Raw genomic sequence first — 26,151 nt, 5'->3', positions numbered from 1 at the left:
GCAGGATGATATTCATCGCAACCCCCACAAGGACGACAGAATAATGATGATCGAGCTGATCGGCATCAGAATCGCCGCCATCATCGGATTGATGAATCCAGCCAAAGCCAGAACCCCGCCGATGGAGTTATAAATCAAGGAAATCGAAAGATTGCGGATCAGCACCTGTCGAGTCTGATGGGCCAGATCGAAAAGGTCAAACAAGGGACGCAGTCCGCCACGAGAGAAGTACACATCGGCACTGTTCAGGCTGAGATCCACACTGCCTTTCACGGCGATGCCGACATCTGCGGCCTGGAGGCTCAGAGAATCGTTGGCGCCGTCGCCGATCATGCAGGTGTCTTGATAGCGAGATAAAATTTCTTTCTTGTCCTCGGGGAACAGCTCGCCGTAGGCATTGTCACGAGAAATGCCGCAGGCCAAAGCTGCCTGTTGAACGCGGGACTTTTTGTCTCCGGAAAGAAGGTGGCACTGATAGCCTTGCTTTTTCAGACGGTCGACAGCACCCGGTGAGTCCTCGCGCAAAGCATCCAGGAAATAAAGACGACACAGGCTTTTGCCATCTTCCAAAACTTCAATGGCTGTTTCATCTTCATGAGTGCTTTCAGAAAGGTGGCGGATTTCGTAGTTTTTGCCATCAATACGACCGCGCACACCATGGCCCAGAATTTCCTGGGTGTATTCCACGTTGTCTGGGCGAAGCGCCGAAGGCCAGGCCTGGCGCAAGGCAAAGGCGATGGGGTGATAAGAGGCGGCCTCCAGACTCAGGATGACACCTTGAGTGCGGGCAGAAATTACTGCGGGCTCTGAGTGGGAAAGACTCAGGCTGCCTTCAGTCAGTGTGCCGGTTTTATCAAAGAAGATATTTTTCACTTTCAGTATGCGCTCCAGCGTGGTGGCATCTTTTAGCAGCACACCATTTCTTTGCGCTTTCTTCAATGCCAGGCCGAAGGTGAGTGGTGAACCAAATGCCAAAGCGCAAGGGCAGGCCAGAACAATCAGGGCCAGAGAACGGTTGAAGGCCTCGGTGGCGTTAATGTTCATATAGATCAGGAAGAACAGAATCGCGACGGAGAAGACCACCATTATCAGTTTTTGTGCCAGTTTGTCCGTGAGGGCGATGAATTGGCTTTTTTGCAGAGCGCCCTGATCCAGTTGCGCAAACAAAAGTCCCAGCTTGCTTTGTGCGAAGGAGCGCTCTACGCGCACGAAGATGTTTTGATCCAGGCAGCGTGTGCCGGCAAACAGAATCATGCCCGAAGAAAAGACTTTTGGCAGGGATTCGCCATTAAACAGGGACATGTCCAAAGTGGCCTGGTCTGAAAGCAGTTCGCAGTCCGCAGGTAATGTCTGATTCTGTTGAATTTTCAGAATGTCACCTGTTTGCACCGAGCTCCACGGGATGGTTTCGGTAACGTCGCCATTCAGGCGCGAATACTTTTCGGTCTGGAAGAAGGACTTCATGCGTGACGGGGACAGGTAATTCTGCTGAACGCGTTTAAGCAGATAGCGTGCTGACAGAATGAAGAACATGAAGCTGGCGGTGCTGTCAAAATAGATCGCACCGTCATCACGAATCAGGTTGTAGGTGGAAAGGGCAAAACCGGACAGCATGGCGATCGCAATCGGCAGATCGACGTTGACCACTTTATATTTCAAAGAGTTCCAGGCGCCACGATAAAAGGGGACCGCCGAGAAAAACAGAATCGGCAGGAACAGGGCAAAGCTGATCCAGTTAAAGACTGTGGCCCAGGTGCCCGCCAAACCTGCATAGACCGGGATGACAAAAAGCATGGTGTTGCCTGCACAGAAGCCGGCTACCGCAATTCGCATCAGGAAGGTGCGGTTTTCTTTTTTATAACGTTCCGCCAGGTTGTCCTGGGCCGCCAAAGGTGTGGGTTTGTATCCCAGTTCAGCGATGACGTGGGCGGCTTGGGCCAGCGAGGCATCAGGAGCCAGCTGGATGGCCAAGGTGGATTGACCGAAGTTCACTCGTGCTTGGGAGATGCCTTCATAGAACTGAGGCAGTTTTTCCAAGAGATGCACGCAAGAGGAGCAATGCAGGCCCTCGGCGAAGAACAGGTAGTTGAAGTCCTCTTGTTGGGGATGCAGATACAATCGACGGAACTCGTCTTTATCCAGATACCCGTATGCATTTTCCTGCTCGTTCAGAATCGGCAGGGGGCGAACATGTTGATCCAGCATCTCACAGGCGTTGCAGCAATAAGGGGCCTCTTGAGTCGAGGTGCCGCAATAGGCGCATACTTGTAAGGCTTTAGAGTCCATAACCGCTCCGTTTATACTGGAAATATGCCCAGTTCCCTGAGGATTGAATATGATCGGCATCATGTCCCCATAAAAAACCACTGATAAAGACTTTTGCCAAGGCCTTTGGGTGCCATAAAAAGTTGCAACCCCTGGAAAAAAGCCGGTCTGTGGGGGAATCCGAGGGTAAATTCCATTTCAATAATCTTCCCACTGTAAAGTCTTTTTGGGAACCGTCTTTGATTCAGATCAAGTTTGTTAGGTTTTAATTAAAATAAACAATTATTGATGGACTAAGTCACGTAAGAAAGCGCATAATTCTACAGGCTATTGATGGCCGTCATGTATTTCGTGTTGAAATTTGTCGAGGATGTAGATGCGAAAGCATTCATCAAGGAGAAAAAAGATGAAAGACTGGAATTATAAGAAACTAATGCTACTAGCGACAATCGCGTGGCTGCCATCAGGTGTGATGGCTCAAACTATTAAAGGTGAAGAAGTTGCCGTTTTGACTGACGCGCCGGAAGTACCACCACCAATCACTCGTAAACATGCCACTAAAGTGATTGTGAACCTGGAAACTAAAGAAGTGAAAATGCGTTTGGCTGACGGTGTGGATTACACTTTCTGGACATTTGGAGGCAAAGTTCCAGGAAAGTTCATCCGTATTCGTGAAGGGGATCAGGTGGAATTCCATCTGCACAACCATCCTTCCAGCAAACTGCCACACAATATTGACCTTCATGCTGTGACTGGTCAAGGGGGTGGTGCTGAAGGTTCCTTCACTGCGCCGGGACATAGTTCTACATTCAGTTTTAAAGCACTGAATGCAGGTCTGTATGTCTATCACTGTGCAACTGCGCCAGTGGGAATGCACATCGCCAACGGGATGTATGGTTTGATTTTGGTGGAGCCGAAAGAGGGTCTGCCTAAAGTGGACCGTGAATTCTACGTTATGCAAAGTGAGTTCTACACTAAAGGTAAATACGGGGCTCCGGGTCTGCAACCGTTCAGCATGACTAAAGCAGTGGAAGAAAAAGCCGACTACGTGGTCTTCAACGGTAACGTGGGCGCTTTGGTGGGCGACAATGCCATGAAAGCAAAAACTGGCGAAAAGGTTCGTCTGTTTGTGGGTAACGGCGGTCCGAACCTGGTGTCTTCATTCCACGTGATTGGTGAGATCTTCGACAAGGTTTACGTTGAAGGCGGCAAGTTGGTGAATGAAAACGTTCAGACTACTTTGATTCCGGCCGGTGGTTCCGCCATCGTCGAGTTTAAGTTAGACACTACTGGAACTTTCATTCTGGTGGACCACTCGATCTTCCGTGCCTTCAATAAAGGCGCCATCGGTATGCTGAAAGTGGAGGGTAAAGAGGATCACGAGATCTATTCCGGAAAAACTAAAGACGGGATCTATCTGCCAGAAGGTGGTGTGATCCAGGAAATGGGTGCGGATGCTCCGAAGCAGATTCCGGCAAGAACTTTGGAAGAACGAATCGCGGGCGGTAAACGTATCTACGAATCCTCCTGCTTTGCCTGCCACCAAAGCAATGGACAAGGTTTACCGGGCGCGTTCCCTCCACTGGCGAAATCGGACTTCCTGAATAACAAGGAAAAATCCATCTCCGCAGTGATCCATGGTCTGGAAGGTCCGGTGAAGGTCAATGGCAAAGAGTTTAATTCTGTGATGCCTGCCCAGATCCTGTCCGATGAAGATGCGGCAAACGTGCTGACTTATGTCTACAGCATGTGGGGCAACTCGAAAAAAGTTGTGACTCCGGCTGAAGTCAAAGCGGTTCGCGAAGCTGGTAAGAAGTAACACGAAAGGGGATATGAAATGGACGGATTCTTAAAAGCGCTTATTCTGGCCGCCGTCCTTTTCAGTCACTCGATAGGGGCTGCTCAAGAGATTCTTATTCCTGCCGGAGAGTTCAAGATGCCGGCAAAACTGAATAAGAACAGTCTGAAGGTGGCCTCTTTTTATATCGACGCTCATCCGGTGACAAACTCCGAATATCTGGAGTTTGTGCGTAAGAATCCACAGTGGAGCAAGTCCCAGGTTAAAAAACTTTTTGCCGATGGCAGCTATCTTGAATACTGGAGTGGGGATCAAAGTTACGGTGATAAATCGTTAGCGTCCTCTCCGGTTGTTCGGGTCAGTTGGTTTGCGGCGCGGGAGTATTGTGCATGGAAAGGCCAACGCCTTCCATCGACCAATGAGTGGGAGTACGTGGCTCTGAGCCCGTTTAAAAACCGCACAGAAATCAAGGATCTGATTTTGGAGTGGTATGGACGTGGCGCGGAGTGGCCTTTACGGAACGTCAAAAAGAACAGTCCTAATAATCTGGGAGTTTACGATCTGCACGGTCTGATCTGGGAATGGGTGGAGGATTTCAACACTTCACTTGTAACTGGTGAGTCCCGGGCCGATGGTGGACTGGATAAGAATTTGTTCTGTGGAGCCGGAGCTTCGGCGGCCGCGGATCCGGCCGATTATGCGGCCTTTATGAGATTTGCTTTTCGCAGCAGCTTGCAGGCCAAGTACACAGTTCAGAACCTGGGCTTCCGCTGTGCAAGAGATAAGGAGTAACTATGAACGCGTCAAAATTTTCCTCGTTCGTGATGTTAGTGGCAAGTTTGGCTTTGGCTGCCAAGGCTGTGGCCTCTGATCAGCATCACCATCACCAGGCTCCGGCAGCCAAAGAATCGCCCGCCGCCCTGAACGATGAATCCATTTATAATCTGAATTCAGAACTGCTGGACGAAAACGGCAAAAAGGTGAAGCTGGAAAGCATGCGTGGTCAGCCTGTGGTGATTTCCATGGCCTATACAAGTTGTGCTTACACTTGCCCACTGATTCTGGCGCAGATGCAGCAGATTGAAAAGAAGCTGGCAGAAAACGGCAAAAAACAGGTTCGTTTTGTTCTGGTCAGCTTTGATCCGGAAAAAGACACTCCTGAAGTTCTCAAAGCCTATGCCAAGAAAAAACAACTTAGCGGGCAGTGGAGTCTTTTGACCGCAAAGAATGACAAGGCCCCTCGCGAGATCGCCAGTGTTCTGGGGATCAAGTACAGCAAGGTTGAAGGCGGGGACTACGACCACTCGTTCATTATTACAGTGCTGGATAAAGAAGGTGTGCCTCGCGGTCGTCAGGTGGGTGCCAGCGCGGATCCCAAGGATCTGATAAAGTTCATCCCTTGATCTGGATCAAGGCTAAAGAGGATTTTTTTTCTTAAAGTGGATTCAACAACAAGGAGGAACTTTTCATGAAAGAGTTCGTTATTGAAGCCCAGAAAATTGATCCCATGCACCGTCATTCCTTTATCTTCGAAAGTTTTGACAGCTTGGAAGGTGGGGATAGCATTGTTATCGTAAACAATCATGATCCTGTGCCTCTGCTGCGTCAGTTTGGTGAATCCCGTCCAAATCAGTTCGTGGACGAGTATTTGGAAAAAGGCCCTGATGTGTGGAAACTGCGCCTGACCAAAAAGAAAAAAGAAGGCTGTTGCGGTTTCTGTGAATAAACGACGAAAAAAGAGAGAACACCTGTTCTCTCTTTTTTTGTTTGTGAGTCTTATGCCGCAATATTTTCACACAGAATAAACAGACACTGATCTTCCTTGGCGATATGCTGGCGCAGAAGTTTTTCGTAATCACGACTGAGGCGGTCGAATGCCTGAGGAAATTCAGCCTGATATTTTGGATAAGAAAGCAGCTTTAAGGCCTCGGCAATCTCGTGGCCCAGCACGTGCTCGTCCATGGGCAGGCTGAGAGGGTTTTGCGGGGTCAGCCAGGGAAAGCTGGCATAGGCGCGGGGACGGGGAAATCCGCGCATGTAAAGCCCGCAAAGATAGTCCCGGGGCCCTTTTTGTGGATTCAGATCCAGTTCCATACCACGGAAATAAGTGCACAGTGGGCCGCCCTTGCACAGAAGGGTATTGTCCGCCACGGCTGGAAACAGACTTTGTTCCTCCAGGGGGTGATGAACCTCCTCCACGAACTGAACAATTTCCAGAATGTCGACTTTATCATCAAACATTTTCAGTATTTGCTGATGTTCCTCGCGCAATTTTTTTAGAAGGTCTTTCACCTTGCACCTCCGTAAGAGCTTGTCGATCCAGAATTTCGATGTGACGGCCTTCAGTTCGGATCCAACCATTTTTGGTCCATTGACTTAATATTCGTATCACTGTTTCACTTTGACTACCGATACGATCGGCAATATCAGCCCGGGTCAGAGGAATTTGCAAATAGCTCTGGTCCGGTCCCTGACGGTCCAGCAGTCGCAATAAAAAATCCGCGATGCGCAAGGGGGCCAACTTGTGGGACTTGCAAACGTCATTTTGAAATTCCAAGAATCGTTCTGAGACCTGGCGATTGACTCGTCGGCGCAGCTCGGGAATTTGCATCAGTGTATCAAAGAAAAAGCCCACGGGAATTTTAAGTAAGGTGGACTCTTCGTTGGAGATCGCAGAAGTCGGGTAACGCGGGTTCGGAAGCCCCGCCATGGCCACCCCGAGGAATTCATCCCGGCTAAGAAAGTTGAAGATCTTCACCGTATCCCGATCCATGGTTTCCTGGATTTTGAAGGACCCATACAGAACCAGATAAATGTGTTCAATGGGTTGCCCCTTTTCAAAAAGCACCTGGCGGGTCATCGTGTGCACAAGTTCGAAATAGGGTGATATTTCACGTAAATCCTTCTCGCTGAAGCGGCGAAGGAAGTCCTGTTTTTTGAGTATATTGACTATGTTCGACATAAGGCCCTCGGGAATAGAATGCCCGCCTAAATTTGTGCCAGATATGATCGGGATCAAAAAAAGGTGTTTTTTACAGGTGATTCTTGATTTGGATCAAAGAAGGTTCGTTTTTTGGATGTTAACTAACTTCGAAAGACTACAAGTCGGGAGCATCATGTTAACAAAATCACAGGCAAAAAACTTTTTCGTGATCGGAACGGTGCTCTGTTCAGCGGCCTTTGTGTTGCTGACCATTGATACCTTCCGACGTATTCCTAAACAAACCAATCAGGCTGAAATGACCCCCGAAGTGGTACGGGGAAAACATCTTTTTGATCGTAACAACTGCATGGGCTGTCACACCATTTTAGGGGAGGGGGCTTATTACGCTCCGGAACTGACAAAGGTGTGGGAACGCCGGGGCGAGATCTTTATCAAGTCCATGTTGCGCGATCCACAGGCCATGTATCCCAAAGATCGAAAGATGACGAACTATCACTTCACCGAAGATGAAATCAATGATCTTACGGCCTTTCTCAGATGGGTGGGCACAATGGATCTGAACGGTTTCCCACCAAAGCCTGATCTAGCCCAGCCCGTGAAAGCGGAGTCTGTGCATTTGGCTATGACTCAGCCGGCGGTTTATGGCCAGGTCTGCGTGGCCTGTCACACATTGCAGGGCTCCGGGGGGACCGTGGGACCGGCGTTGGATGGAATTGGCACCCGTCGTGACAGCGAATATCTGACCAGCTGGTTGAAAGACCCCTTTGTTTTGAAAAGTGATTCAAAAATGCCAAAGCTTCCTTTGACGGATGAACAGATCCAGGAACTGGTTGCGTATCTTTCGCAGATAAAATGAGGACAACATGAAGTATCAAACACAGAAAATTTCTTACTGGTTCTTTGCCACTTGTATGCTGCTGTTTTCCTTGCAGCTTGTTTATGGATTTATCATGGGCTTTGCGCACATGGGGTATGATGGCTTGCATGACATCATACCCTTCAATGCGGCCCGGGCCACGCACACCAATCTTCTGGTTGTGTGGCTTCTGACCGGTTTTATGGGGGCGGCTTATTACATCGTCCCCGAGGAAACCGAACGTGAATTGATTTTTCCCAAACTGGCTTATGTGCAGTTGGGGGCTTTGGTTGCTGTCGGTGTCGTCGCCATTGCCGGTTTTCACATGAACTGGTGGGAGGGACGTAAGTTCCTGGAAATCCCGCGACCACTGGATTACCTGGTGGTGGTGGACGTTTTGCTCTTTATCTTCCTGATCGGTGGCACCATCTGGAAGGGGCGTCGTTATACCACAACCAGCATCGTGTTGTTCCTGGGGCTTTTGATGGCGGCTTTGCTGTATCTGCCGGGCATGATCAACACCGATCATCAGACAGTGGATTCCTACTGGCGTTGGTGGGTGGTGCATCTGTGGGTGGAAGGTGTGTGGGAGCTTATCATGGGTGCGATCATGTCCTTCCTGCTGATTAAAATGACCGGCGTGGATCGTGAGATCATTGAAAAATGGCTCTACATCATTGTCGGATTTACCTTCCTGTCGGGAATTCTGGGTACAGGTCACCATTACTACTACATTGGAACTCCTCGCTACTGGCTGTTGGTGGGTGGGCTCTTCGGTGCACTGGAGCCGTTGGCTTTCCTGGGGTTTGCGATCTATGCCGTGGCAATGGCTCGAAAGGGTGGAAAAACTCCGGATAATAAGATGGCAATGGCATGGACCATGGCGACTGCAATTTTATCTTTTGTCGGGGCGGGGTTCCTTGGATTTGCCCACACTCTGCCTCAGGTGAACATGTACACACACGGAACCTTGGTGACGGCTATGCACGGACATATGGCGTTCTGGGGTGCTTATGCGTGTCTTGTTCTGGCGTTGATTGCCTATGCGATGCCAAAACTGACCGGACGTAATTTGCAGGACTCACGTATGAACGTATTTGCGTTTTGGACATCCAATATTGGCATGACCGCGATGACTCTGGCTTTCGGTGTTGCAGGGATTGCGCAGGTCTATCTGGAAAGAAAAATGGGAATGGATTTCCTGGCCGTGCAAAAAGAGGTCGAGGTGCACTTCCTGGGGCTGGTACTGGCCGCTTCGTTGTTCTCTGTGGGAATTGTGGCCTATGTCTGGAACTTTATCCGCTTCGGAAAACCAGTTGGCGAGGTTCAATGAAAACCTATTACCGGGAAGTCGCCAGCGAAGTTGACATTTTCACCAAGTGCTTTGAACAGCAGTTGCCCTTGTTAATCAAAGGACCCACGGGGTGTGGAAAGAGCCAGTTGGTGGCACACATGGCAGAAAAGCTGGGTCGCCCTTTGGTCAAAGTCGCCTGCAACGAGGACACCAGCAGTGCGGATCTTCTGGGGCGCTTCCTGATTAAAGGGGCGGAAACTGTATGGCAGGATGGACCGGTCACACGGGCGGTGCGCGAAGGCGCCATCTTGTATCTGGATGAAGTGGCCGAGGCCCGCGAAGATGTGATCGTGGCGTTACATCCTTTGACCGATCATCGCCGGGAACTTTACGTGGACCGCACCAATGAAGAACTGACGGCACCGCCGGGATTTATGTGTGTGGCCAGCTTTAATCCGGGTTATCAGCGAGGTTTTAAGGAATTAAAACCCTCAACCCGTCAAAGATTTGTCACAATAAGTCTGTCTTACCCGCAAGCAGAAGTGGAGACTGAGATTCTGCACCGGGTGACCGAAGTTGATCTGAAAACCTGTCAGCGTCTGGTTGAAGTGGGTAATAAGATCCGCGGGCAAAGACACCTTGAGTTGAAAGAGACCGTATCAACCAGACTGCTGGTTCATGCTGCACGTCTGTTCAAGTCCGGGTTGCCTTTGCGGCAGGCTTGCCTTTTCGGAGTTGGACAGTGCCTTTCTGACGACCATCAGGTGCAGGAAGGATTGAAGGATCTTATCTATTTGAGTTTGTAGTATGGATATCACAGAGAAGATTTATGAGGCGGCGGTTCGCTGGAAGAAACGTCGCCAGGAAAATGAGCTGGAGTCCTGTCGCTATCACTTGCAGGATTGTGACAAGGCACTGGCTTTGGTTTTACAGCCCTTCTTTGATGACACCATCGAAATTCACGCGGCCCGCCAGTCCGGCGTGATGGGGCGGGTGGTGTATCTGCCCGAGTCCATCCATTTCTTTCCTGTGAAGGAACGCAACCGTGACCTGTATTTGCATCAGGCCCTGTATCTGGCGGCTTCGCAGAAGCTTAAAATTCACTGGCCCGAGTTGGGCAGAAATGCTTATGCCCGGGCTTTGCATTTTGTGCGCCATAAAGCCCTTCTTCATTCGCAGATATCAAAGATGTATCCATCCTTTCCTGACTTTCATCAAAGTTTGCTTCAGGATTTTTTGCAAAGATTGAAAGCCCCTGCGAACGCGCCGGGGCGGCAGATGATTCAACTGCTTTCATCGGTCGAAACAGTCGCAGCAGCCGGATTGGATCCGGCACGATTAAAACGCAATGAACCGTTTCCTGAAGACCTTTGGCTTTTGTGGGGCGGGTTGAGTTCTGTGGCGGGCCCAACCTCGGTGCTTCCGGACAGCTCCCCACCGGCCAAGATGTCCCGGCAGGAATCAGAGCTTTCCATGCAGACGCACTTTGAAAAAGAAGAAGTGGATCTGGACAAAGAGGAACACAACCCAGTGACTCATTCTTTTGAAAAAATGGAAACGGTGGATGAATATCAGGGTGGAAGTCGGGTGGCCGACGGTTCGGATCAACTTCAGGAACACAGTGAGGCACTCAAGGAGATTCAGCCCCGTCATGTGACCCGATCCGGAGAAGAGGCGGCTTCCTTCTTTAAATCCGATTTTGCCCAAGGACCGGGGCGTGACAATGCCACGCACACGTTATCCAAGGCAGGGGAATTTTTTTATTATCCCGAATGGCACTTTAAGCGCAAACAACTTCTGCCGGACTTTTGCCGACTTAAAGTCACTACTCCAGAGCCGGGTTCGGAAGGATCTCTGCGAGAACAGCTTATGCAGCAGCAGAGTTCGTTGATTGAGCGCAGTCGACGACAATTGGACGAGGTTCGCAATCAAAGGAAGTGGCGGGGCGGACAGCTGGACGGCCCCGAAGTGGATTTGGATGCGTATGTTCGCCATCTCAGCGACGTGCGAAATAGGGTTTCTGCCAGCGGGCATCTTTATCAAAGTCAGTTTCTGCGACAGCGTGACATGCAGATACTGATCCTGCTGGATTTCAGTCTTTCCACGGATTCCTATGTGGCCAATCATCGGGTTTTGGATATTGAACTGGAATCTGTGGGCCTGTGGGGCTTGCTGCAAACAAACCCTGATGAAAACACCATCGTTGCGGGGACCTATTCGGAAACACGACACCACTGTGCTTTTGAGTTCCTGAAGAAACAGGATGAAAAATGGGACCGATATTTTTCCCGTGTTCCGAATGTCGTGCCGCGCGGGTACACACGCCTGGGGCCGGCGATTCGTCATGCGACACAGTTGCTTCAGAAGTGCTCTGCCCGGCAGAAGGTGCTATTGCTTCTGACGGATGGAAAACCCACGGACTATGATGGTTACGAAGGACGTTACGGCATTGAAGACATGCGCAAAGCCTGTCTGGAGGCTGAGACCCTGCAGATCAGTACGAAAGCCTTTGCCATCGAAAAAGCGGCGAAACATTATTTTCCGCAGATGTTTTATTCCTACGAGATTTTGTCAGAACCAGCGAAGCTGCCAGAAAGTTTGATTCAAACTTTGGCGAAGTTGCGACGTTAGATGATCCCCGTCAGGTGGCGCTTTCATTCTGTTTTCAGGCGTGATTTTTTTTGCTGAATCCGTTGTTTCATTTTTGTGATCGCTTTATTGCAGGACCCACAAACAAAAAAAGGACCTGGTGATGAAGCGTTTTTTATTTCTTCTTTCAACTATTTTTTCTTTTCGAACCATGGCTTTGGGGCTGGCAGGGGTTTATCCAGAAAATAATATTCAAATGGAGTTACAACAACAGCGGGAAGCAGATGAGGTTTCCCGTGGGACCTTACTGGGCTATGGATTTTCACCGAAGTTAAATCCTTCTTTCAATCTAACAGAAGTGCGGTCTGGGGAAGAGGCCCATCTCCGCGCGGCCTTCGGAAATGTATCTACCTGGGCGGGGGATTTTGTTCAGGTGGCGTTTGTGCCGGGTTATTCACATGATATCAGCGAAGGGGTGTGGCAGCTGTGCGGGGAAATGTCCGGGGATGTGACTGCACGCTGGACCCCTTACGGACGAGTGTCTTCAGAGCTCGCAGGGGAACACGATTTTTCTGCGGATTTTATAGCAGGTGTTCGCTGGGTGGCGGCAGGGGAACTGGACGTGATCCTTGAAAAACAATTGCACCGGGATCAGCTACTAAAAGCCGGAGTGAACTGGCGCTGGGACCAGAATATTGAGCTGAACGTCGAGGCAACGATTCCCTCTGTCGAACATGCGTGGGGTGTGGTTGTGATTTTCCAGCCGGGTGAGTACTAAGTATCAACTAAAGATCTCACAAAAAGGGGCCGATGTAAGTCGCCACATGGGAGGTTTTGGGTGCGTTTTGCTTCTTGGTTTAAGGGAATTCGTGGACGTCTGTTGGCGGTGGCTATTTTGCCGGTGATCGGTTTTGTGATTTCATCCGGTGTGGCCTTCAATGGGATCAACCGGGTGGGGGGATTGTTGGATGCAGCCCATGATGAAATCATTCCTGCAACCAAAGCACTCAATCATCTGATCATCGCCCGCAATCGATATGGCTATAACATCTTTGTGGCTTTGACGGTGGCTGACGATCCGGCGTTGAAAAAACAGCGTCTGGAAATCGCTCGCGAATCCATCGCTGAATGGAAGACCAACTTCGCACTGTATTCAAAGTTCCCGGCTCGCACCCAGGCCGAGCAACAAGGTCGTCAATACATTGAGCAGAATAAGGATCACTATCTAGGAATGCTGGAAAAAGTTGTCGAACTTGTCGAGCGGGGAAATCCCGAGGATCTGTCCGAGGCGCGCGCCCTTCTTCTGGGGGATATCTGGAGAATTGGTACTGAGATCGGCCGCAACAATCTTGAAATCTCCAAAAGCTATGAAAAACGTGCTGATGAGGAAAGTAAAGAATCCGAACGCGTGCAAAGCAGTGTCTTTTGGTGGACGGGTGTTATTAACACGACCGCCAGTTTGACGGTGATTGGAATCATCCTGTTGATCTCCTCACGCATGGCGAACGGGATCTCAGCCATTGCCACTAGATTGTCTGGCGCCAGCGGCAATGTGACTTCTTCAGTTGTGCAACTGAGCGAGGCTGGAACCACGCTGTCCCAGTCTTCCACAGAGGCCGCGGCTTCATTAGAGGAAACAGTGGCTTCGTTGGAAGAGCTCACCTCGATGGTGCAGGTGAATTCAGATAATGCCCGGCAGGCGGCTGCGGTTTCGGCTTCTTCGCGCAGTGCCGCCGAGGCCGGCGAAAGTGAGATTCGTGGATTGATTCAGTCCATGAATGAAATTTCACAGTCGTCCAAGAAAATTGAAGAGATCATTTCCGTCATCGACGATATCGCATTCCAGACGAATCTTCTGGCATTGAACGCGGCGGTTGAGGCGGCGCGAGCGGGTGAGCAGGGGAAAGGCTTTGCCGTTGTGGCCGAAGCCGTGCGCAGTCTGGCGCAGCGAAGTGCGGTCGCCGCTAAGGACATCGCCACATTGATCAGCACCTCAGTAGAACAGATCGAAAGAGGCAGTCGTATTGCCGCCAACAGCGGTGTCGTTCTGGGGAGTATTGTTGAGTCCGTGAAAAAAGTGGCGGATTTAAATAATGAGATTGCCGCGGCCTCTGCCGAACAAAGTGCGGGCATTCAGCAGATTGGAAAGGCGATGAACCAACTGGATCAGGCTTCGCAAAGCAATGCGGCTTCTGCGGAAGAGATTGCTGCCACCAGTGGAGAAATCGGCGGACTGGCCGAAACAACCCAGCAGCTGACCGTCGAGCTGAACGTGATGGTTCTGGGGGCATGACCGGGATCAGTGAAAACGCGGATTGGCTTTTGCAATCAGCGATGACTTGATGTGAATCATGTTTTGCCTTGAAGCCACGCCGTAATCTTTCCTCATGAAAGTGAGGAGTTTATGGAGACAGTGAAACATGTGGTTGTCAGTGGGGTGATTGGAACCGTTATGGTTTCCGGAGCCTGTATCGGGATTTTTGCAGCCACGATGGGTATGTGTGGGGCCGCCGTTGTCGGTCTTTGGCTGGCCGGAGGCTAAAAAGGGGGCTGAGAGCCCCTTTTTCTTGATTCGAGTCAAGGCAGCCTTCATTGACACATGTTAGGTTCATTAGGGACCCTGCAAAGGGCGAAGTGAGGCTAATATGAGTACGACTTCAATGGATGCTTATCGTTATTTCTTTCCAGCGGGCTGGGTGATGGGAGTCTGGGGCGTTTTGCTGTGGATTCTTTTCCCCTGGAATCTGGTTTCTTATCCGGGACTGCATCATCCTGAAATCATGTCTGGTGGATTTTTCCTGTGTTTTGTCGCAGGCTTTTTGATGACCGCAGCCCCGAAGTTCACATCCAGTTTTGAACCGGCCCCGTGGGAGCAAAATCTTTCCATGGTTCTGATTCTGTCCCTTTTTGCCAGTTTGCTGCCACAGAGCAAGGTCTACTTCTACGCCGTTGTCACGGCACTGTTTGTTTTTTTGATGGTCTATATGTTCCGTCGTTTTTTTAATCGTCAAAGCAATCCTCCGGACTCTTTCCTGTTTGTCGGAGTGGGATTGGCCGTGGGATTGTTTGGCAGTGTCGTTTTGTTGTTAGGACAGTCGCTGGATGTTCCCGGAAATCTGTATTCCTTGGCACGTACCTTCCTGCTGCAGGCTTATGTGCTGTGTCTGGTGATGGGTGTGGGCAGTCGACTGGTGCCAGCTTTATTGGGATGGGCTCCGTTGCCGACCGAGGCGGGCAAGACGGTTCGGGCTCGCATTGGATTGTTCTCTTTATTGGCGGTGCTGTTCTTGGGCAGTTTCGTTGTGGAGGTTCTGATTCACGCGCGAGCAGGTTTTGTTCTGCGCGCTTTGGTGATGAGCTTTATTGTGTTTTTCTTCTGGAAGATTCACCGCAAACCCCAGCGCAAAGCTTTTCAAAGTTGGTTTTTATGGGGTTCCGCCTGGATGATGTTACTGGGACAATGGGCGACCGTGGTCGTTCCGGATTTCCGAATCCATTTGCTGCATGTGATCCTGGTGTCGGGTCTGGGGCTTATGACCTTTATGATCGCAACCCGGGTGACTTTGTCTCATGGTAAGCACAACATGGAACTGGAAAAAAGCTCCAAGGGGTTGTTCCTTGGAGCCTTGTTGATGGGGTTTGCCGGTTTAACTAGGTTGTCAGCGGGATTTGCTCCTCATATCTATCAGTCTCATTTGGTCTATGCGTCTTATACATGGATTCTGGGGCTGTTGATCTGGGGCTGGATTTTCCTGCCGAAGATGATCCGTGTGAAGTCGTAGGGTGATAGAAGCGTTTGGCCGCCTCGATCTGACGGGACTTGCTGAACGCAGAAATGCGTTTCAGGTATCCGATCACACGGGTTGCATGGTCCACATCGGGGCTGCCACAACTGCTGCATTTGTACAAAGTCCTTTTGTCGATATGTTCGCATTCATTGCAGATGGTGATCTTGATATTCACGCACCAGTAATTGCATCCGGAAAGGGCCGCGGCACGAATCAGTTTCAGAAAACCGTCGGCGGTCAGCTTTTCTTCCAAATTCAAATGCAGGGCGGAACCTCCATCCAGATATTGCATCATTTCCTTGCCATGCAGATCCATTTTGTCCAATGAATTCACTTCGTCATTTTCGACAATATAGAAATAAGAGTTGTAACAGTCGCGCGGGACATATAATCCATCCTTGCGGTCCCACTGGGCGTTTTTCACCCCCAGGTTTTCAGCCGGAACAAACTCGGTGTTGAACATATAGCCAAATTTCTGACGGGCTCTTTTATTGGCGTCATAGATGATTTTCAGTTTTTCCCGCACGAAGTCCTTGTAAGGGGCCTCATTGGCAATGCTCAGGCCTGAGTATTCCGCCGCTTCCACCATTCCGTTTATCCCGATGGTCAGGAATTGTTTATCCAACGAGATAAACCCTGCCGTATAGGCACTGAGCAATCCGGCTTCAAAATACTCCTGCATCAACTGGCGATAAGCGACCTGATATTTTTGAACTTTTTCAACCGTGGTTAACAGATCCAGTTTTCGCTGTACCAGGCGGTTCATATTAATGGTGATAACGTTGATGGACCCTGTCGCCACACCTCCGGCACCCAATGAATAGCTGAACGTGTTGTCCGAGATTTCGTTGCGCAGGCGGCAGCAACTGGCCAGACTGTCGGCGGAGTCGCTCATATACATGAAGAAGCTGTTGCCCTCGCTGAGTTCGCGGGCGCACATGCCGGCAAAATCATTGTCGCGGGGGCCGTTCTCATCAATCAACATCGCGGCGGTGACCACAGGGAATGTCAGAATCGCTTTTTTTCGTTCTTCATTAAACCAGGACATAAAGTGCGCTTGTAATTTTTTGACACTGTCCCACTGTGGCAGATCTCCGCTCGGGAAGACAAAGTCACCAAAAAGAGATTTGAAATAGTATTCGTCATAAGCCGAAATATTCCAGAACACCGATTGATAGCCACGCGCGGCCGCAGGCTGGTTCAGGGCATACACAACATGTTGCAAGTGATTGTTGATGATGCGAGTGTGAGTTTGTAGATAGTTGTCGCCGTAATCCTTGCGGGCAAAGTGATCAAAATACATCAACCATTCGACTGTGGCCACAGCTCCGGCGAACTGCGCGGAAATGGCAAAGACCAGATTCACAAAACAGCCACAGAAGCTTTCAAGATGTTGGGGGGCCTGGGATTCACCGCCCAGATCTTTCAAGCCTTGCAACAGCAACGGGTACATGGAGATAGAGGCGCAATAAGGTTTTAGCGATGTTTCGTCGTGAACATAGATTTCATGGCTTTCGATTTGGCGGACATACTCTTGCGCCAGGTTCGGACCGAAAAGTTCTTCGATCTTGTTTTGCACCAGTGTGCGGTTGATCTGGATATTGATGTCCTTGTTGATCTCTGCTTCCAGTGTCGCAATATTTTTCAACGTCACATTGGCATTGGCATCCAGCTTCGAGCCTTCGGCAGCATTCGGCGCGGCTTTATATTGTTGGACGAATTCGATCTTTTTCTGAATCTGTTCCGGTGTAAGTCGGATCATAGGGAGGTCTCCTTTGTGTTGTGTTGAAAGAGGTGGTTAAGAACTTTTCCAGTGTTCAGATCCCTAAAGACCTGATTGGTTGTCGGGGAGGACAGTCCGCCCCGGGCCTGAATCCATGGACCGGTTTTCAGGTAATCCAGATGTTGCTCCAATCGTTGGGGGACTTTTTCCAGTCCCGTGTACAGCGCGGTTTTAAGGTGATGACTGCGCCCCAGTTGCAGAAATTCGCACAACTCGGACTCATGCCATTCACCGCCCAGAAACAGCAGACAGGAAATACGATGACGATATTTTTCGATCAAAGATTGTAAGAGGGGGGTGGTCAGCGGGGTGCCGGTTTTTTCGGTCCACAATTCGGGAGAATGGCAGCCCGGACATTTGAGCGGGCAGCCACAGATATAAAGGGCCAAAGAAATATGATGAGGAACTTCCTGGAAAACGATGTCGTACTTGTAGATGTTCATGTCTCGCTCCTGATAAAAGGATTCACGAGAACTTTTAATTGAACACTACAAATCCGCCAAAATCATGATCAGGGTCACTAGCCGTAGTGGTCCAGTGTTATCGCACGGATTTCAGGATCTGAATCTGTTTGTGATTCATCTTAATGATGTCCTGCTGCTCGAGTTCTGCCAAAGTGCGCGAAAAGGTTTCTGGACGCAGTCCCAGCATCAGGGCCACTTCGTGCTTCTTGCCTTCCAGATGAACCACGGGCGTTTGCTGTTCGGATTGCAGGCGCTCCAGATAATTCAAAACCCGATCCTGGGCCGAGGGTGTACTGATATTTTCGATGACCTGATTCAGATTGGTCATCCAGCGCACCAGAGAAGACACCACCGATTGATACAATAAAGGATTTTTCGCGAGGATATCCTGCAGGTCTTTTTTGGGAAGGTAGAAGATTTCGCAGGCTTCAGAGGCGGAAGCTGTGTCAGCTTGTTTGGATTGTCCCAGCAGGCTGCCTTCACCAAAAGTTTTGCCGGGCCCCAGAAGTCCCAAGACCACTTCTTTACCGTTGGATGAAATTTTAGAGATTTTCACCGTGCCTTTGACAATCAGATAAAGACCCTTGGCCTCTTCTTCCTGTTCAAAGATGACCGTATTTTTGGGATAGGTTTTCTTCTGAATGAAACTCAGAATCTGCTCTGTGACTTTCTCTTCCTGGGTGGAGCAGATGGGGCAGCCATCCACGGGATTCTTTTTCATATTCACCTCAGTACCAATTTAGCAGGAAATGGGGCGGACGTCATGTTAAAGCTTGATGTACCCACCTAAACGGATAGGATGCAAACTAATTGATTCGGAGGAAGTCGTGCCTAAGTTTGTATCCGCAGACGAAGCCTTAAAAGAAGTTCAGTCGGGCCACCATGTATTTATTCACACCGCAGCGGCAACGCCGCAACAATTGGTCAAGGCGCTGGTGCGCCGGGCTCCTGAAGTTAAGAACGTGAAAATATATGCCATTCATACAGAAGGCGACTGTTCCTACGCACTGCCAGAGTATGAGCAGAACTTTGAAGTTCACAGTTTCTTCAATGGCGCCAATCTTCGCAAAGCCCGCGCAAATATCAACTCCAGTTTTGTCCCAATTTTCTTAAGTGAAGTTCCTCAGTTGTTCTATCGTGGGATTGTTCCGTTGGATGTGGCTTTGATTCAGGTGTCTCCGCCAGATCGTCATGGCATGTGCAGTCTGGGGCCGTCTGTGGATGTTTCCATCGCGGCAGTGCGCACAGCCAAAAAAATCATTGCACAGGTCAACCCGCGCATGCCGCGCACCTTTGGTGAATCCCAGTTTGAATTTAACAAAATCGATTTTGCGATCCCTGTGGATGAGGAGCTTTACATCGCCTCCGCAGCAGATCCTGGTGATGTGGAAATGCAAATCGGGCGCAATGTCGCAAGTCTGATTGAAGATGGTGCCACCCTGCAAATGGGAATCGGTGCGATTCCGGATGCAACCTTGCGGGCCTTGCACGGGCATCGCGATCTGGGGATTCACACCGAGATGTTTTCAGACGGGTTGATTGACCTTTATAAAGCCGGGGCCATCACCAATCGTTTAAAGCCGCGTCTGACGGGCAAAGTGGTTTCAAGCTTTGTGATCGGCTCACGCAAAGTCTATGACTTTATCGACGACAATCCTGACGTCATGATGATGGATGCCAGCTACACGAATGATACACACGTCATTCGTCAGAACCCAAAGATGATCGCCATTAACAGCGCGATCGAAGTGGATCTTACCGGACAGATCTGTGCCGACTCCATTGGCAGCCGCATTTATTCAGGCATTGGTGGCCAAATGGACTTCATGAGAGGCGCAGCCCTGTCACCGGGAGGAAAACCGATCATCGCCTTGCGTGCCAGTTCCAAGAAGGGTGTTTCCAAGATTGTTCCGACCTTGAAGCCGGGGGCGGGTGTGACGACCACGCGCGCGCACGTTCATTATGTCGTGACCGAATACGGGGTGGCCCCTTTATTTGGCAAAACTTTAAAAGAAAGAGCCGACGCCTTGATCGCCATTGCGGCGCCGGAAGTGCGTGAAGAGCTGAGCCGTCAGGCCCACAAGATGCTTTACGATATCTAAGAAATATTTTTTCGATAAGCGGCGAAAGCCGCTTTAGTCGACTTCAGCGCGTTCGCGCAGTTTGTCTTTGGAAAGAATGCGGATGTTGCGTCCGTCAGTCTGATCGATGATGCCGTCTTTTTCAAATTGCGACAGCGTGCGGATCACGGTTTCAGGGGTGGTTCCTGCCCACTGTGCGATTTCCCGGCGAGTCCAGCTTTGATGGACGAAGTGCTCTTGCAGGAACAACAAGGCCTCAGCGATACGTTCAGAGGCTCCTTTGTCCATTTGGCCCATCCATTTTTCTTCCGCCATGCGCAGATCTTTTGAGATGTGCGAAAGCAGTTTCATTGCCAATTCTGGATGAGTCTTAAAGATGCTCATGATTTCAGCTTTAGGCACAAAGCAAAGTTCGCAGTCCTCCACCGCCACGGCGGAGGCATGGTAAGGCTCATTGGCAAACAGGGAGCGATAACCCAAGGTGCCACCAGGACCGATCAAGCGCAGCGTGTGTGCGGCGCCGGCCGGGGAGGTGACTTCCAATTTCACCAGTCCTTTTTGAATTGTGAAAATACCCAAGGGGTCATTCCCAGAATAAAAGATCACCTGACCACTTTTAAAGCGACAGGTGACGCGGGCTTTTTCCATCAGCAGCAGCACGTCCGGAGACGAGCACAGCAAGCTGTCAAAACGCGTTTCGCAGTTTTTGCAGGAATCCAGATTTACAGGCGAGTGACCGCAGTCTTTTTTTAAGGACATAGACCCCCAGCTTAGCAGATAATTGCCGGGCCGTCATGAAAGTTTATTGAGAGTGCGTCGTGTAGCAAATGTTCGTCTTTAGGACTTTCGAACAGGGGCGTATTGAGACGCTGGGCCGCATTTAGTGCCTCAGTGGGGAACTTCCAAGGCTTGAGACTGGCCTCATACAGCTCCTGAAACTCCCGCTCGGCTGCCGGTGGCAGGGGGTTTTTCATGTCCAAGCCATCGCGGCGTTTGAAGTAGCCCAAAAGGACGGCTTTCAGGGTTTTCAGCAAGTGAAGAGGAAACGAGTTCATGTCCGACATCAGATACTCAAACTCGGATTTGAAAACCTCATCAGACTTTAACATTTCTTGAATTTTCGGCAGAGCAAAGATCACAGCCAAGCGTTGACTGAAATGGATCTGCGCTGCCGCCTTCACGGGATCGGCAAAAAAGTGATCGGCATGAATCAGGTCATGAACAATGAATCCTAAGACGTCTCGGCCCTCTTCAACGAAACTCTGCATTTCATTGAGCGTTTGCAGCATCGAAACACAGCGCTGACCTTGAGTTTGTAGCGACAGAACTTCAAAAGGCGTCGGCACGAAAGAACACAGCTGCAGCGGATAGCGACCAGCCTGCCAAGCCATCAGGGACTGTGGCACAGACAGGGGAATGGATCGCCAGCTTTGCGAGCAGAAGTAGGATAGAAAATCCCCGCTGTGAGCAAAACGGCGCAAGGATTTGGCGTGACGAAGCGATTCAGGAAGTTCCCCGCAAAGGCACTGCAGGAAGTCCGAGGCTTGAAAAGAGGGCTTTTCAGGCAGCGCCGCCAGCGGCTGATTGTGAGGGCCCCCTAAAAAATCCACAGGCCGTCGCAAGAAAGCAAAAACGGCTATATAAGCCGCCGCGATTTCCGCATCTGACAGGGCTTTCGCGCGCCAGAGCTCCAGAAAAGGTTGCAAACATTGGTGTGCCAAAGCACTTTGATTTTTTAAAAAACCATCATCCAGCAGACGATGGCGGAAGCGACCGGCACGTAACATAATCCCTGTTGTAGGCAATCCTGCGGTGGAAGTCTAACAATTTGCTCTTTGCACACCGCGATTCATGCGTTTTTTGTCTTAAGATAAGACGTTCTTTCGTGAATTTCCTTCTAAGGGCAAATCTGGCGCGCTTGAGAGAATAAATGAAATATCCACCTTTGTTGCAGGTTTTGCTCGCTGTTACCCTAGAGGGCATGAACACTACCAAGACTCATGGTGCTGTTGTCCTGTCATTGTTGCTGGCTTCCGGGTGGGGCGTTGGGTGCTCTCCGGGGACGAGCTTTGATGCCATTGCGGTTTCTGACTCTGTCGAAAGGGCGGCGTTGCCGTCCTCAGCTGACTGCGCAACCCCGCGAGGTGTTTCCGGGCGGCCTGCAACTATCGAAGACGTGGTTGCTTTGGTGAATTCATTGCCCAAGCCAGTCACAGTGCGCTGCTTTTTAGAAAGTCTGGAGCGCCCGCTGAATGTTGCCTTAACCAACAGTCAAATGAGCGGGCAGCCAGCCGCAGGCAACCGCAGTCCGCGCATTTTTATCTTAAACGAAAAGCTTTACATGTCCGTCGTACCGGAGGGGCGAGGACGGGATTATCTGGAGTTGAGTTATCAGACCTCTACAACAACGTCGATCAAGGCGGAAATAGAATTCCCGGTGATGCAACCGATCGCCAAAAGCAGACCTTACAGCAATGTGCGTTTTGGCTCGGGAACCAACTGCAGTTCCTGCCATCGGGCGGAAAAGCAGGTCGGAACCCTCGAGGATGTTCCTTTGTTTGAATCCTGGGCCTACCAGCCGGACAAAGAAACCCTGGTCGATTTACAGCAATTAAAGAATGAACTAAAGGTCTGCAATTTTGATAAGGAACCCGAAAGGTGTGGCATCATCAGAGCTCTTCTGAACAACGGGGAAATAAGAACTCAGGCCTTCCCCAAAAGCATGTACTTCAATTTCTCTGTCTGGTGATCAGGCGCACGGGGTGGCCCTTGCGGCTTTTTGTTCGTTTTCTGTTTTTGTTTTCCAGCTCGCGATTTATTCTTTGCAAATAAGCGAATTTCTTTTTCTAATAAGAAAACAACGATGCTCTAAAAGGATTTGGAGACTTCATGAAGAAATCGCTTCTTGTGATGATGTTGGTGGCCACTTTCGGAAAATCTCAGGCCCTGGCTGAAAATTATCTCGCCAACCCCCGATTTGATGACTACTACACCGTCAAGGAAGGGGAATCGCCGCAAAATTCCTCCTCCTCGTTTTCGGATCCTTTGACTGTCGCCCATGAGTTCCTGTCTGATTCTGAAGATTTTTTCACTGAGTTACGCGCCCGTTTGTATTCTCTTTTGCAGTTTGATCACCACAATGAAAGTTATGGTGCTGTCACCGAGCCCTACAATCGCTCCAAGCATTTTGGGGGATGGGTGAATGATCGTCGGGATGATGTCTGTTACAATACGCGGGCCAAGGTGTTGATTCGCGACTCGGAAAGCCCAGTGGACTTTTCCTCCAATGGTTGCTCGGTGGCTGCGGGGAAGTGGCAGGACCCTTATGGGGATCGTTCTTACACGCGGGCCAGTGAAATTCAGATTGATCACTTTGTGCCGTTGAAAAACGCCTATCTGAGCGGTGCCTATAAGTGGACTAGAACCAAGCGCTGTCTGTATGGCAATTTCCTGGGGAATGGCTTCCATTTACTGGCGGTCTATGGAAAGGAAAATGCCTCGAAAAGCGATAAAACTCCTGAAGGTTACATGCCACCCAATCCAGCATATCGCTGTCAGTATTTGGTGCAATGGTTGAAGGTGAAAATGATCTGGTCCCTGGGGCTGACACCGCCGGAAAAAGATCGGGTGCTGGAGCTGGTTCAGGAAAACCACTGTGACGTGAATCAGTTCGTATACAGCGCCACAGAGCTGGCGGGGCAGCGCCAATTCATGACGGACAATCTGGCGATGTGCCAATAGTTTTACTCTGAGAATATGTAATGACCGTGTAATAAAATAAGGACTGGAAATAGGTCCTGTTTCGGCTCAATTTCGGGGCTGTCATGCCGATAAGTTCCCTATGAAAACAGCTCTTCTTTTTACAGTTTTGATTTTGAGCGCGACGACCGGGCGGGCGGCAGAGTCCTGCGGGCCTGGTGCAAAATCCGTAGTGCAGGATCTGAAAAGTCTTTGTCAGGAGCTCGATAAAAAGAATGAAGCTCACTGCCAGGTCAAGACCGCAGTGAAGGCTGAAAAGATGCCAGAGATCACTTATGGTGTGTTCAGTGCTTCCAGTAAAATGAAGGGGCTCTTTGACAAGCTCAACACTCTTCAACAGGCGTTTTTAAAAGAATCCGGGGGATGTCCAGGGGGATGCTCTAAGGTGAACTCTCCGGTGGTGGAAATCAAAACAGAACCCACGGGCACGGTGGCTGACCCTTCGTGTCCGGCAGCTTATAAGGTTCTTCAGGTGTCCGCGGCAGAGGCTTCGAAGTACGGGGTCAAGCAAACGGACAAGTCCTTCCAAAAAGCGTTTCGTCTTGTCGGGGATGAAAAGGTCTGTCAGGAAAAAGCCAGCACCTTTGCTCAGGAAACTCTGATGGGCAAAAATGAATTCGGCAGCTTTCTGGAGGATCAAAAGTGCCAATCACCTTGTTCATATGCCTCCGTCATTCGCATGAAGACGGAAAAGCTCAGTAAATCTGAATGTGCGGTGGTGCTGGAACTTTCCGTGCATTGTGGTCCTCCGAAAAAAGACCGCGAATGGAAAACCAACGCCTCTTTGACCAAGGCCTTTCGTTGTGAGGTGGCTCCATGAGAAAAGTGATAGTCTGTGCCATTCTGTGTGTTTCCTCAGTGTCCTTCGCGAAAGTGTGCGAGGATTCCGATAAGGGCTTGATTCCTGAAACGGCGGGAAAGATTATTTATGCTTTGGGGGATGAAAACTGTCTTGGTGACAGCTGTTATTCCCAGGTCGTCAAAGAATTTGACCGGTGTTTGGATTCGCAAAAACTTCTGGAATTCGCCTGTCAAAAAGGTGAAGTGCTTGAAAAGGAAATTCTGTGTTCCTCCGGGCAAGTCTGTCTAAAAGGGGCCTGCGTCAAGAAATAACGGTGTCGCAGATCTTGCGTGGACTCGATGCAAAATCGGCATGTGTTATCCGGTTCTGGTTGGCAGGGCTTTTTGAGTCTGTTTAGTATGTCTTTATGACATACACTACAGTTGAGCTTATCGGAACAATTCTGTTTGGCCTGGCCGTTATTCACACCTTCATGGTGGGACGGATTTTGGCGTGGTCCCATCATTTTCCCAAAAACTCGTTATGGAGCAATGTCTTGCACCTGCTTGGTGAAATTGAGGCGGTGTTCGCGATCTGGGCGGCGCTCTTTATGGCCATTTTCATCGGCATCGAAGGCTGGGAAAAAGCCATGGCTTATCAGACGGGTCTGAACTTTATTGAACCGTTCTTTATTTTTGCCATTATGGTTGTCTGCTCCACCAGACCTGTGCTGGCTGCAGGACGTAAAGGGATTTTAGTTGTCAGTTCGTTGATTCAAAGGGTTTTCCGCACGCCCGCTGTTCTGACTGATATTTTTGTGGTGCTGATTTTAGGGCCATTAAGCGGCAGCTTTATCACGGAGCCTGCAGCGATGACGGTGACGGCCTTTATGCTTAATTCGATGCTGCAGAAGGAAACAAACAAACTGATTTATGCCTTGATCGCGGTGTTGTTCGTGAACATCTCCATCGGCGGGGCTTTGACGCCATTTGCGGCGCCTCCCATTTTGATGGTGGCTGGCAAGTGGAACTGGGACTTTGCCTTTGTCTTCTCTCATTTTGGTTGGAAGAGTGCGATTGCGGTGGCTATTAATACCTGCTTGCTTCTGGCGATTTTCCGCAAAGAGCTCAAAGAAGGTTGTATCCCTTTGCGTGAGGTTGAGACTCGTCTTGCGGGGGCTCAGGCGGCCATCCCAGTTCCGGTCACTATTGTGCATTTGTTATTCCTGACCGGGATCGTTGTTACGGCTCACTATCAAAATGCCTTTATGGGCATCTTCTTGTTGTTCCTGGGGGTTGCGGCCGTCACGCAGAGATATCAGGATACTTTGCGCCTTAAAGAAAGTCTGCTTGTGGCCATGTTCCTAGGGGGGATTATTCAGTTTGGTGCCTTCCAGAAATGGTGGCTGGCGCCGCTTCTGGGCAGCATGAGTGATTTGTTGCTATTTAAGGGAGCGGTGGGATTGACTGCTATCACGGACAATGCAGCTTTGACTTATCTCGGATCTCAGGTGGAAGGTTTAAGTGAGGCCAGCAAATATGCACTGGTGGCCGGTGCCATCGCCGGGGGTGGTTTGACGATTATTGCCAACGCTCCGAATGCAGCAGGGTATTCGATTTTAAGCCATAAGTTCCCCGGTGGAATCAAACCTTTGAATCTTCTGATCGCCGCTGTGATCCCGACGGCCGTTGCGATCAGCTGTTTGTGGCTGCTGTAAAAGGCCTGTCAAAACAGTACTTCGGGCTCTAT

At 50.1% G+C, this 26,151-nt stretch carries 25 protein-coding genes and 1 pseudogene; 18 read left to right on the top strand and 8 right to left on the bottom strand.

The window, feature by feature from the left end:
- Positions 1-12 precede the first annotated feature (12 nt).
- Positions 13-2,349, bottom strand: coding sequence for a heavy metal translocating P-type ATPase (locus ACZ5ZZ_RS11485; RefSeq protein WP_464139476.1), 2,337 nt, complete (start codon positions 2,347-2,349; stop codon positions 13-15).
- A gap of 322 nt (positions 2,350-2,671) precedes the next feature.
- On the opposite strand from ACZ5ZZ_RS11485, the gene nirK reads away from it, so the two are divergent.
- From nirK to ACZ5ZZ_RS11465, 4 genes are all read left to right on the top strand, one after another.
- Entirely contained in the window at positions 2,672-4,084 is a 1,413-nt protein-coding gene (nirK, locus tag ACZ5ZZ_RS11480) for a copper-containing nitrite reductase (RefSeq protein ID WP_464139474.1), read from the top strand.
- A gap of 18 nt (positions 4,085-4,102) precedes the next feature.
- Complete coding sequence (locus ACZ5ZZ_RS11475) at positions 4,103-4,855, top strand: formylglycine-generating enzyme family protein (protein ID WP_464139472.1); 753 nt, start codon at positions 4,103-4,105, stop codon at positions 4,853-4,855.
- Between the two features lie 2 nt (positions 4,856-4,857).
- Complete coding sequence (locus ACZ5ZZ_RS11470) at positions 4,858-5,466, top strand: SCO family protein (protein ID WP_464139471.1); 609 nt, start codon at positions 4,858-4,860, stop codon at positions 5,464-5,466.
- Positions 5,467-5,531: 65 nt separating this feature from the next.
- Positions 5,532-5,789: a DUF2249 domain-containing protein gene (locus tag ACZ5ZZ_RS11465; protein ID WP_464120624.1), complete on the top strand. Its 258-nt coding sequence runs from the start codon at positions 5,532-5,534 to the stop codon at positions 5,787-5,789.
- Between the two features lie 50 nt (positions 5,790-5,839).
- On the opposite strand, the gene ACZ5ZZ_RS11460 is transcribed toward ACZ5ZZ_RS11465, so the two are convergent.
- Both ACZ5ZZ_RS11460 and ACZ5ZZ_RS11455 read right to left on the bottom strand, forming a co-directional pair.
- The gene (locus ACZ5ZZ_RS11460; protein WP_464139469.1) at positions 5,840-6,304 is read right to left on the bottom strand and encodes a hypothetical protein; all 465 of its coding nucleotides are present in this window, start codon (positions 6,302-6,304) and stop codon (positions 5,840-5,842) included.
- Positions 6,297-7,025: a Crp/Fnr family transcriptional regulator gene (locus ACZ5ZZ_RS11455; protein WP_464139467.1), complete on the bottom strand. Its 729-nt coding sequence runs from the start codon at positions 7,023-7,025 to the stop codon at positions 6,297-6,299. Before ACZ5ZZ_RS11455 ends, ACZ5ZZ_RS11460 begins: the two co-directional genes overlap by 8 nt.
- A gap of 154 nt (positions 7,026-7,179) precedes the next feature.
- On the opposite strand from ACZ5ZZ_RS11455, the gene ACZ5ZZ_RS11450 reads away from it, so the two are divergent.
- The 8 genes and pseudogenes from ACZ5ZZ_RS11450 to ACZ5ZZ_RS11415 all read left to right on the top strand — a co-directional run.
- On the top strand, positions 7,180-7,863 hold the full coding sequence (locus ACZ5ZZ_RS11450; protein ID WP_464131238.1) for a c-type cytochrome: 684 nt from the start codon (positions 7,180-7,182) through the stop codon (positions 7,861-7,863).
- Between the two features lie 7 nt (positions 7,864-7,870).
- Positions 7,871-9,196, top strand: coding sequence for a cbb3-type cytochrome c oxidase subunit I (locus ACZ5ZZ_RS11445; RefSeq protein ID WP_464120628.1), 1,326 nt, complete (start codon positions 7,871-7,873; stop codon positions 9,194-9,196).
- Positions 9,193-9,963, top strand: coding sequence for an AAA family ATPase (locus ACZ5ZZ_RS11440; RefSeq protein ID WP_464120629.1), 771 nt, complete (start codon positions 9,193-9,195; stop codon positions 9,961-9,963). The genes ACZ5ZZ_RS11445 and ACZ5ZZ_RS11440 overlap by 4 nt, the downstream gene beginning before the upstream one ends.
- 1 nt (position 9,964) lies before the next feature.
- Positions 9,965-11,788: a nitric oxide reductase activation protein NorD gene (locus ACZ5ZZ_RS11435; protein WP_464139465.1), complete on the top strand. Its 1,824-nt coding sequence runs from the start codon at positions 9,965-9,967 to the stop codon at positions 11,786-11,788.
- A gap of 214 nt (positions 11,789-12,002) precedes the next feature.
- Positions 12,003-12,524 carry a hypothetical protein gene (locus tag ACZ5ZZ_RS11430; RefSeq protein WP_464139462.1) on the top strand — a complete coding sequence of 174 codons (522 nt, stop codon included), beginning with the start codon at positions 12,003-12,005 and terminating at the stop codon, positions 12,522-12,524.
- 60 nt (positions 12,525-12,584) lie between these two features.
- Positions 12,585-14,039, top strand: coding sequence for a methyl-accepting chemotaxis protein (locus tag ACZ5ZZ_RS11425; protein WP_464131234.1), 1,455 nt, complete (start codon positions 12,585-12,587; stop codon positions 14,037-14,039).
- Positions 14,040-14,150: 111 nt separating this feature from the next.
- A complete protein-coding gene (locus ACZ5ZZ_RS11420) occupies positions 14,151-14,288 on the top strand; it encodes a hypothetical protein (RefSeq protein WP_464120633.1) in 138 nt (45 codons plus the stop codon).
- 103 nt (positions 14,289-14,391) lie between these two features.
- Positions 14,392-15,456 (top strand): annotated as a pseudogene (locus ACZ5ZZ_RS11415) (NnrS family protein); the annotation flags it as partial.
- Here the strand turns inward: ACZ5ZZ_RS11415 and nrdD are convergent.
- From nrdD to ACZ5ZZ_RS11400, 3 genes are all read right to left on the bottom strand, one after another.
- Positions 15,398-17,296 carry an anaerobic ribonucleoside-triphosphate reductase gene (gene nrdD / locus ACZ5ZZ_RS11410; RefSeq protein WP_464139460.1) on the bottom strand — a complete coding sequence of 633 codons (1,899 nt, stop codon included), beginning with the start codon at positions 17,294-17,296 and terminating at the stop codon, positions 15,398-15,400. The pseudogene ACZ5ZZ_RS11415 and the gene nrdD sit on opposite strands and share 59 nt — an antisense overlap.
- Complete coding sequence (nrdG, locus tag ACZ5ZZ_RS11405) at positions 17,293-17,760, bottom strand: anaerobic ribonucleoside-triphosphate reductase activating protein (RefSeq protein WP_464139458.1); 468 nt, start codon at positions 17,758-17,760, stop codon at positions 17,293-17,295. The genes nrdD and nrdG overlap by 4 nt, the downstream gene beginning before the upstream one ends.
- Before the next feature lie 97 nt (positions 17,761-17,857).
- On the bottom strand, positions 17,858-18,502 hold the full coding sequence (locus ACZ5ZZ_RS11400) for a Crp/Fnr family transcriptional regulator (protein ID WP_464120636.1): 645 nt from the start codon (positions 18,500-18,502) through the stop codon (positions 17,858-17,860).
- A 106-nt stretch (positions 18,503-18,608) separates the two neighbouring features.
- Between ACZ5ZZ_RS11400 and ACZ5ZZ_RS11395 the strand changes: the two genes are divergently transcribed.
- Entirely contained in the window at positions 18,609-19,883 is a 1,275-nt protein-coding gene (locus tag ACZ5ZZ_RS11395; protein ID WP_464139455.1) for an acetyl-CoA hydrolase/transferase family protein, read from the top strand.
- Between the two features lie 33 nt (positions 19,884-19,916).
- Here the strand turns inward: ACZ5ZZ_RS11395 and ACZ5ZZ_RS11390 are convergent, their stop codons facing one another.
- Positions 19,917-20,621 carry a Crp/Fnr family transcriptional regulator gene (locus tag ACZ5ZZ_RS11390; RefSeq protein ID WP_464131230.1) on the bottom strand — a complete coding sequence of 235 codons (705 nt, stop codon included), beginning with the start codon at positions 20,619-20,621 and terminating at the stop codon, positions 19,917-19,919.
- An 11-nt stretch (positions 20,622-20,632) separates the two neighbouring features.
- Positions 20,633-21,649 (bottom strand): hypothetical protein, encoded by a 1,017-nt coding sequence (locus ACZ5ZZ_RS11385; protein WP_464131229.1) that lies wholly within the window; start codon positions 21,647-21,649, stop codon positions 20,633-20,635.
- A 194-nt stretch (positions 21,650-21,843) separates the two neighbouring features.
- On the opposite strand from ACZ5ZZ_RS11385, the gene ACZ5ZZ_RS11380 reads away from it, so the two are divergent.
- The 5 genes from ACZ5ZZ_RS11380 (at position 21,844) to ACZ5ZZ_RS11360 (ending at position 26,119) form a co-directional block, all read left to right on the top strand.
- On the top strand, positions 21,844-22,611 hold the full coding sequence (locus ACZ5ZZ_RS11380) for a hypothetical protein (RefSeq protein WP_464139452.1): 768 nt from the start codon (positions 21,844-21,846) through the stop codon (positions 22,609-22,611).
- 140 nt (positions 22,612-22,751) lie between these two features.
- Positions 22,752-23,603 (top strand): HNH endonuclease family protein, encoded by an 852-nt coding sequence (locus tag ACZ5ZZ_RS11375; protein WP_464131227.1) that lies wholly within the window; start codon positions 22,752-22,754, stop codon positions 23,601-23,603.
- A gap of 100 nt (positions 23,604-23,703) precedes the next feature.
- Positions 23,704-24,441, top strand: coding sequence for a hypothetical protein (locus ACZ5ZZ_RS11370; RefSeq protein WP_464139449.1), 738 nt, complete (start codon positions 23,704-23,706; stop codon positions 24,439-24,441).
- Positions 24,438-24,734, top strand: a complete 297-nt coding sequence (locus ACZ5ZZ_RS11365) for a hypothetical protein (RefSeq protein WP_464131225.1) — start codon at positions 24,438-24,440, stop codon at positions 24,732-24,734. The genes ACZ5ZZ_RS11370 and ACZ5ZZ_RS11365 overlap by 4 nt, the downstream gene beginning before the upstream one ends.
- Positions 24,735-24,829: 95 nt before the next feature.
- A complete protein-coding gene (locus ACZ5ZZ_RS11360; protein WP_464131224.1) occupies positions 24,830-26,119 on the top strand; it encodes a putative Na+/H+ antiporter in 1,290 nt (429 codons plus the stop codon).
- Positions 26,120-26,151: the final 32 nt, after the last annotated feature.

Source organism: Bdellovibrio sp. HM001 (genome assembly GCF_055397275.1).
Note: the sequence above shows the minus strand (reverse complement) of the source record. Positions and strands in the feature narration are given on the sequence as shown.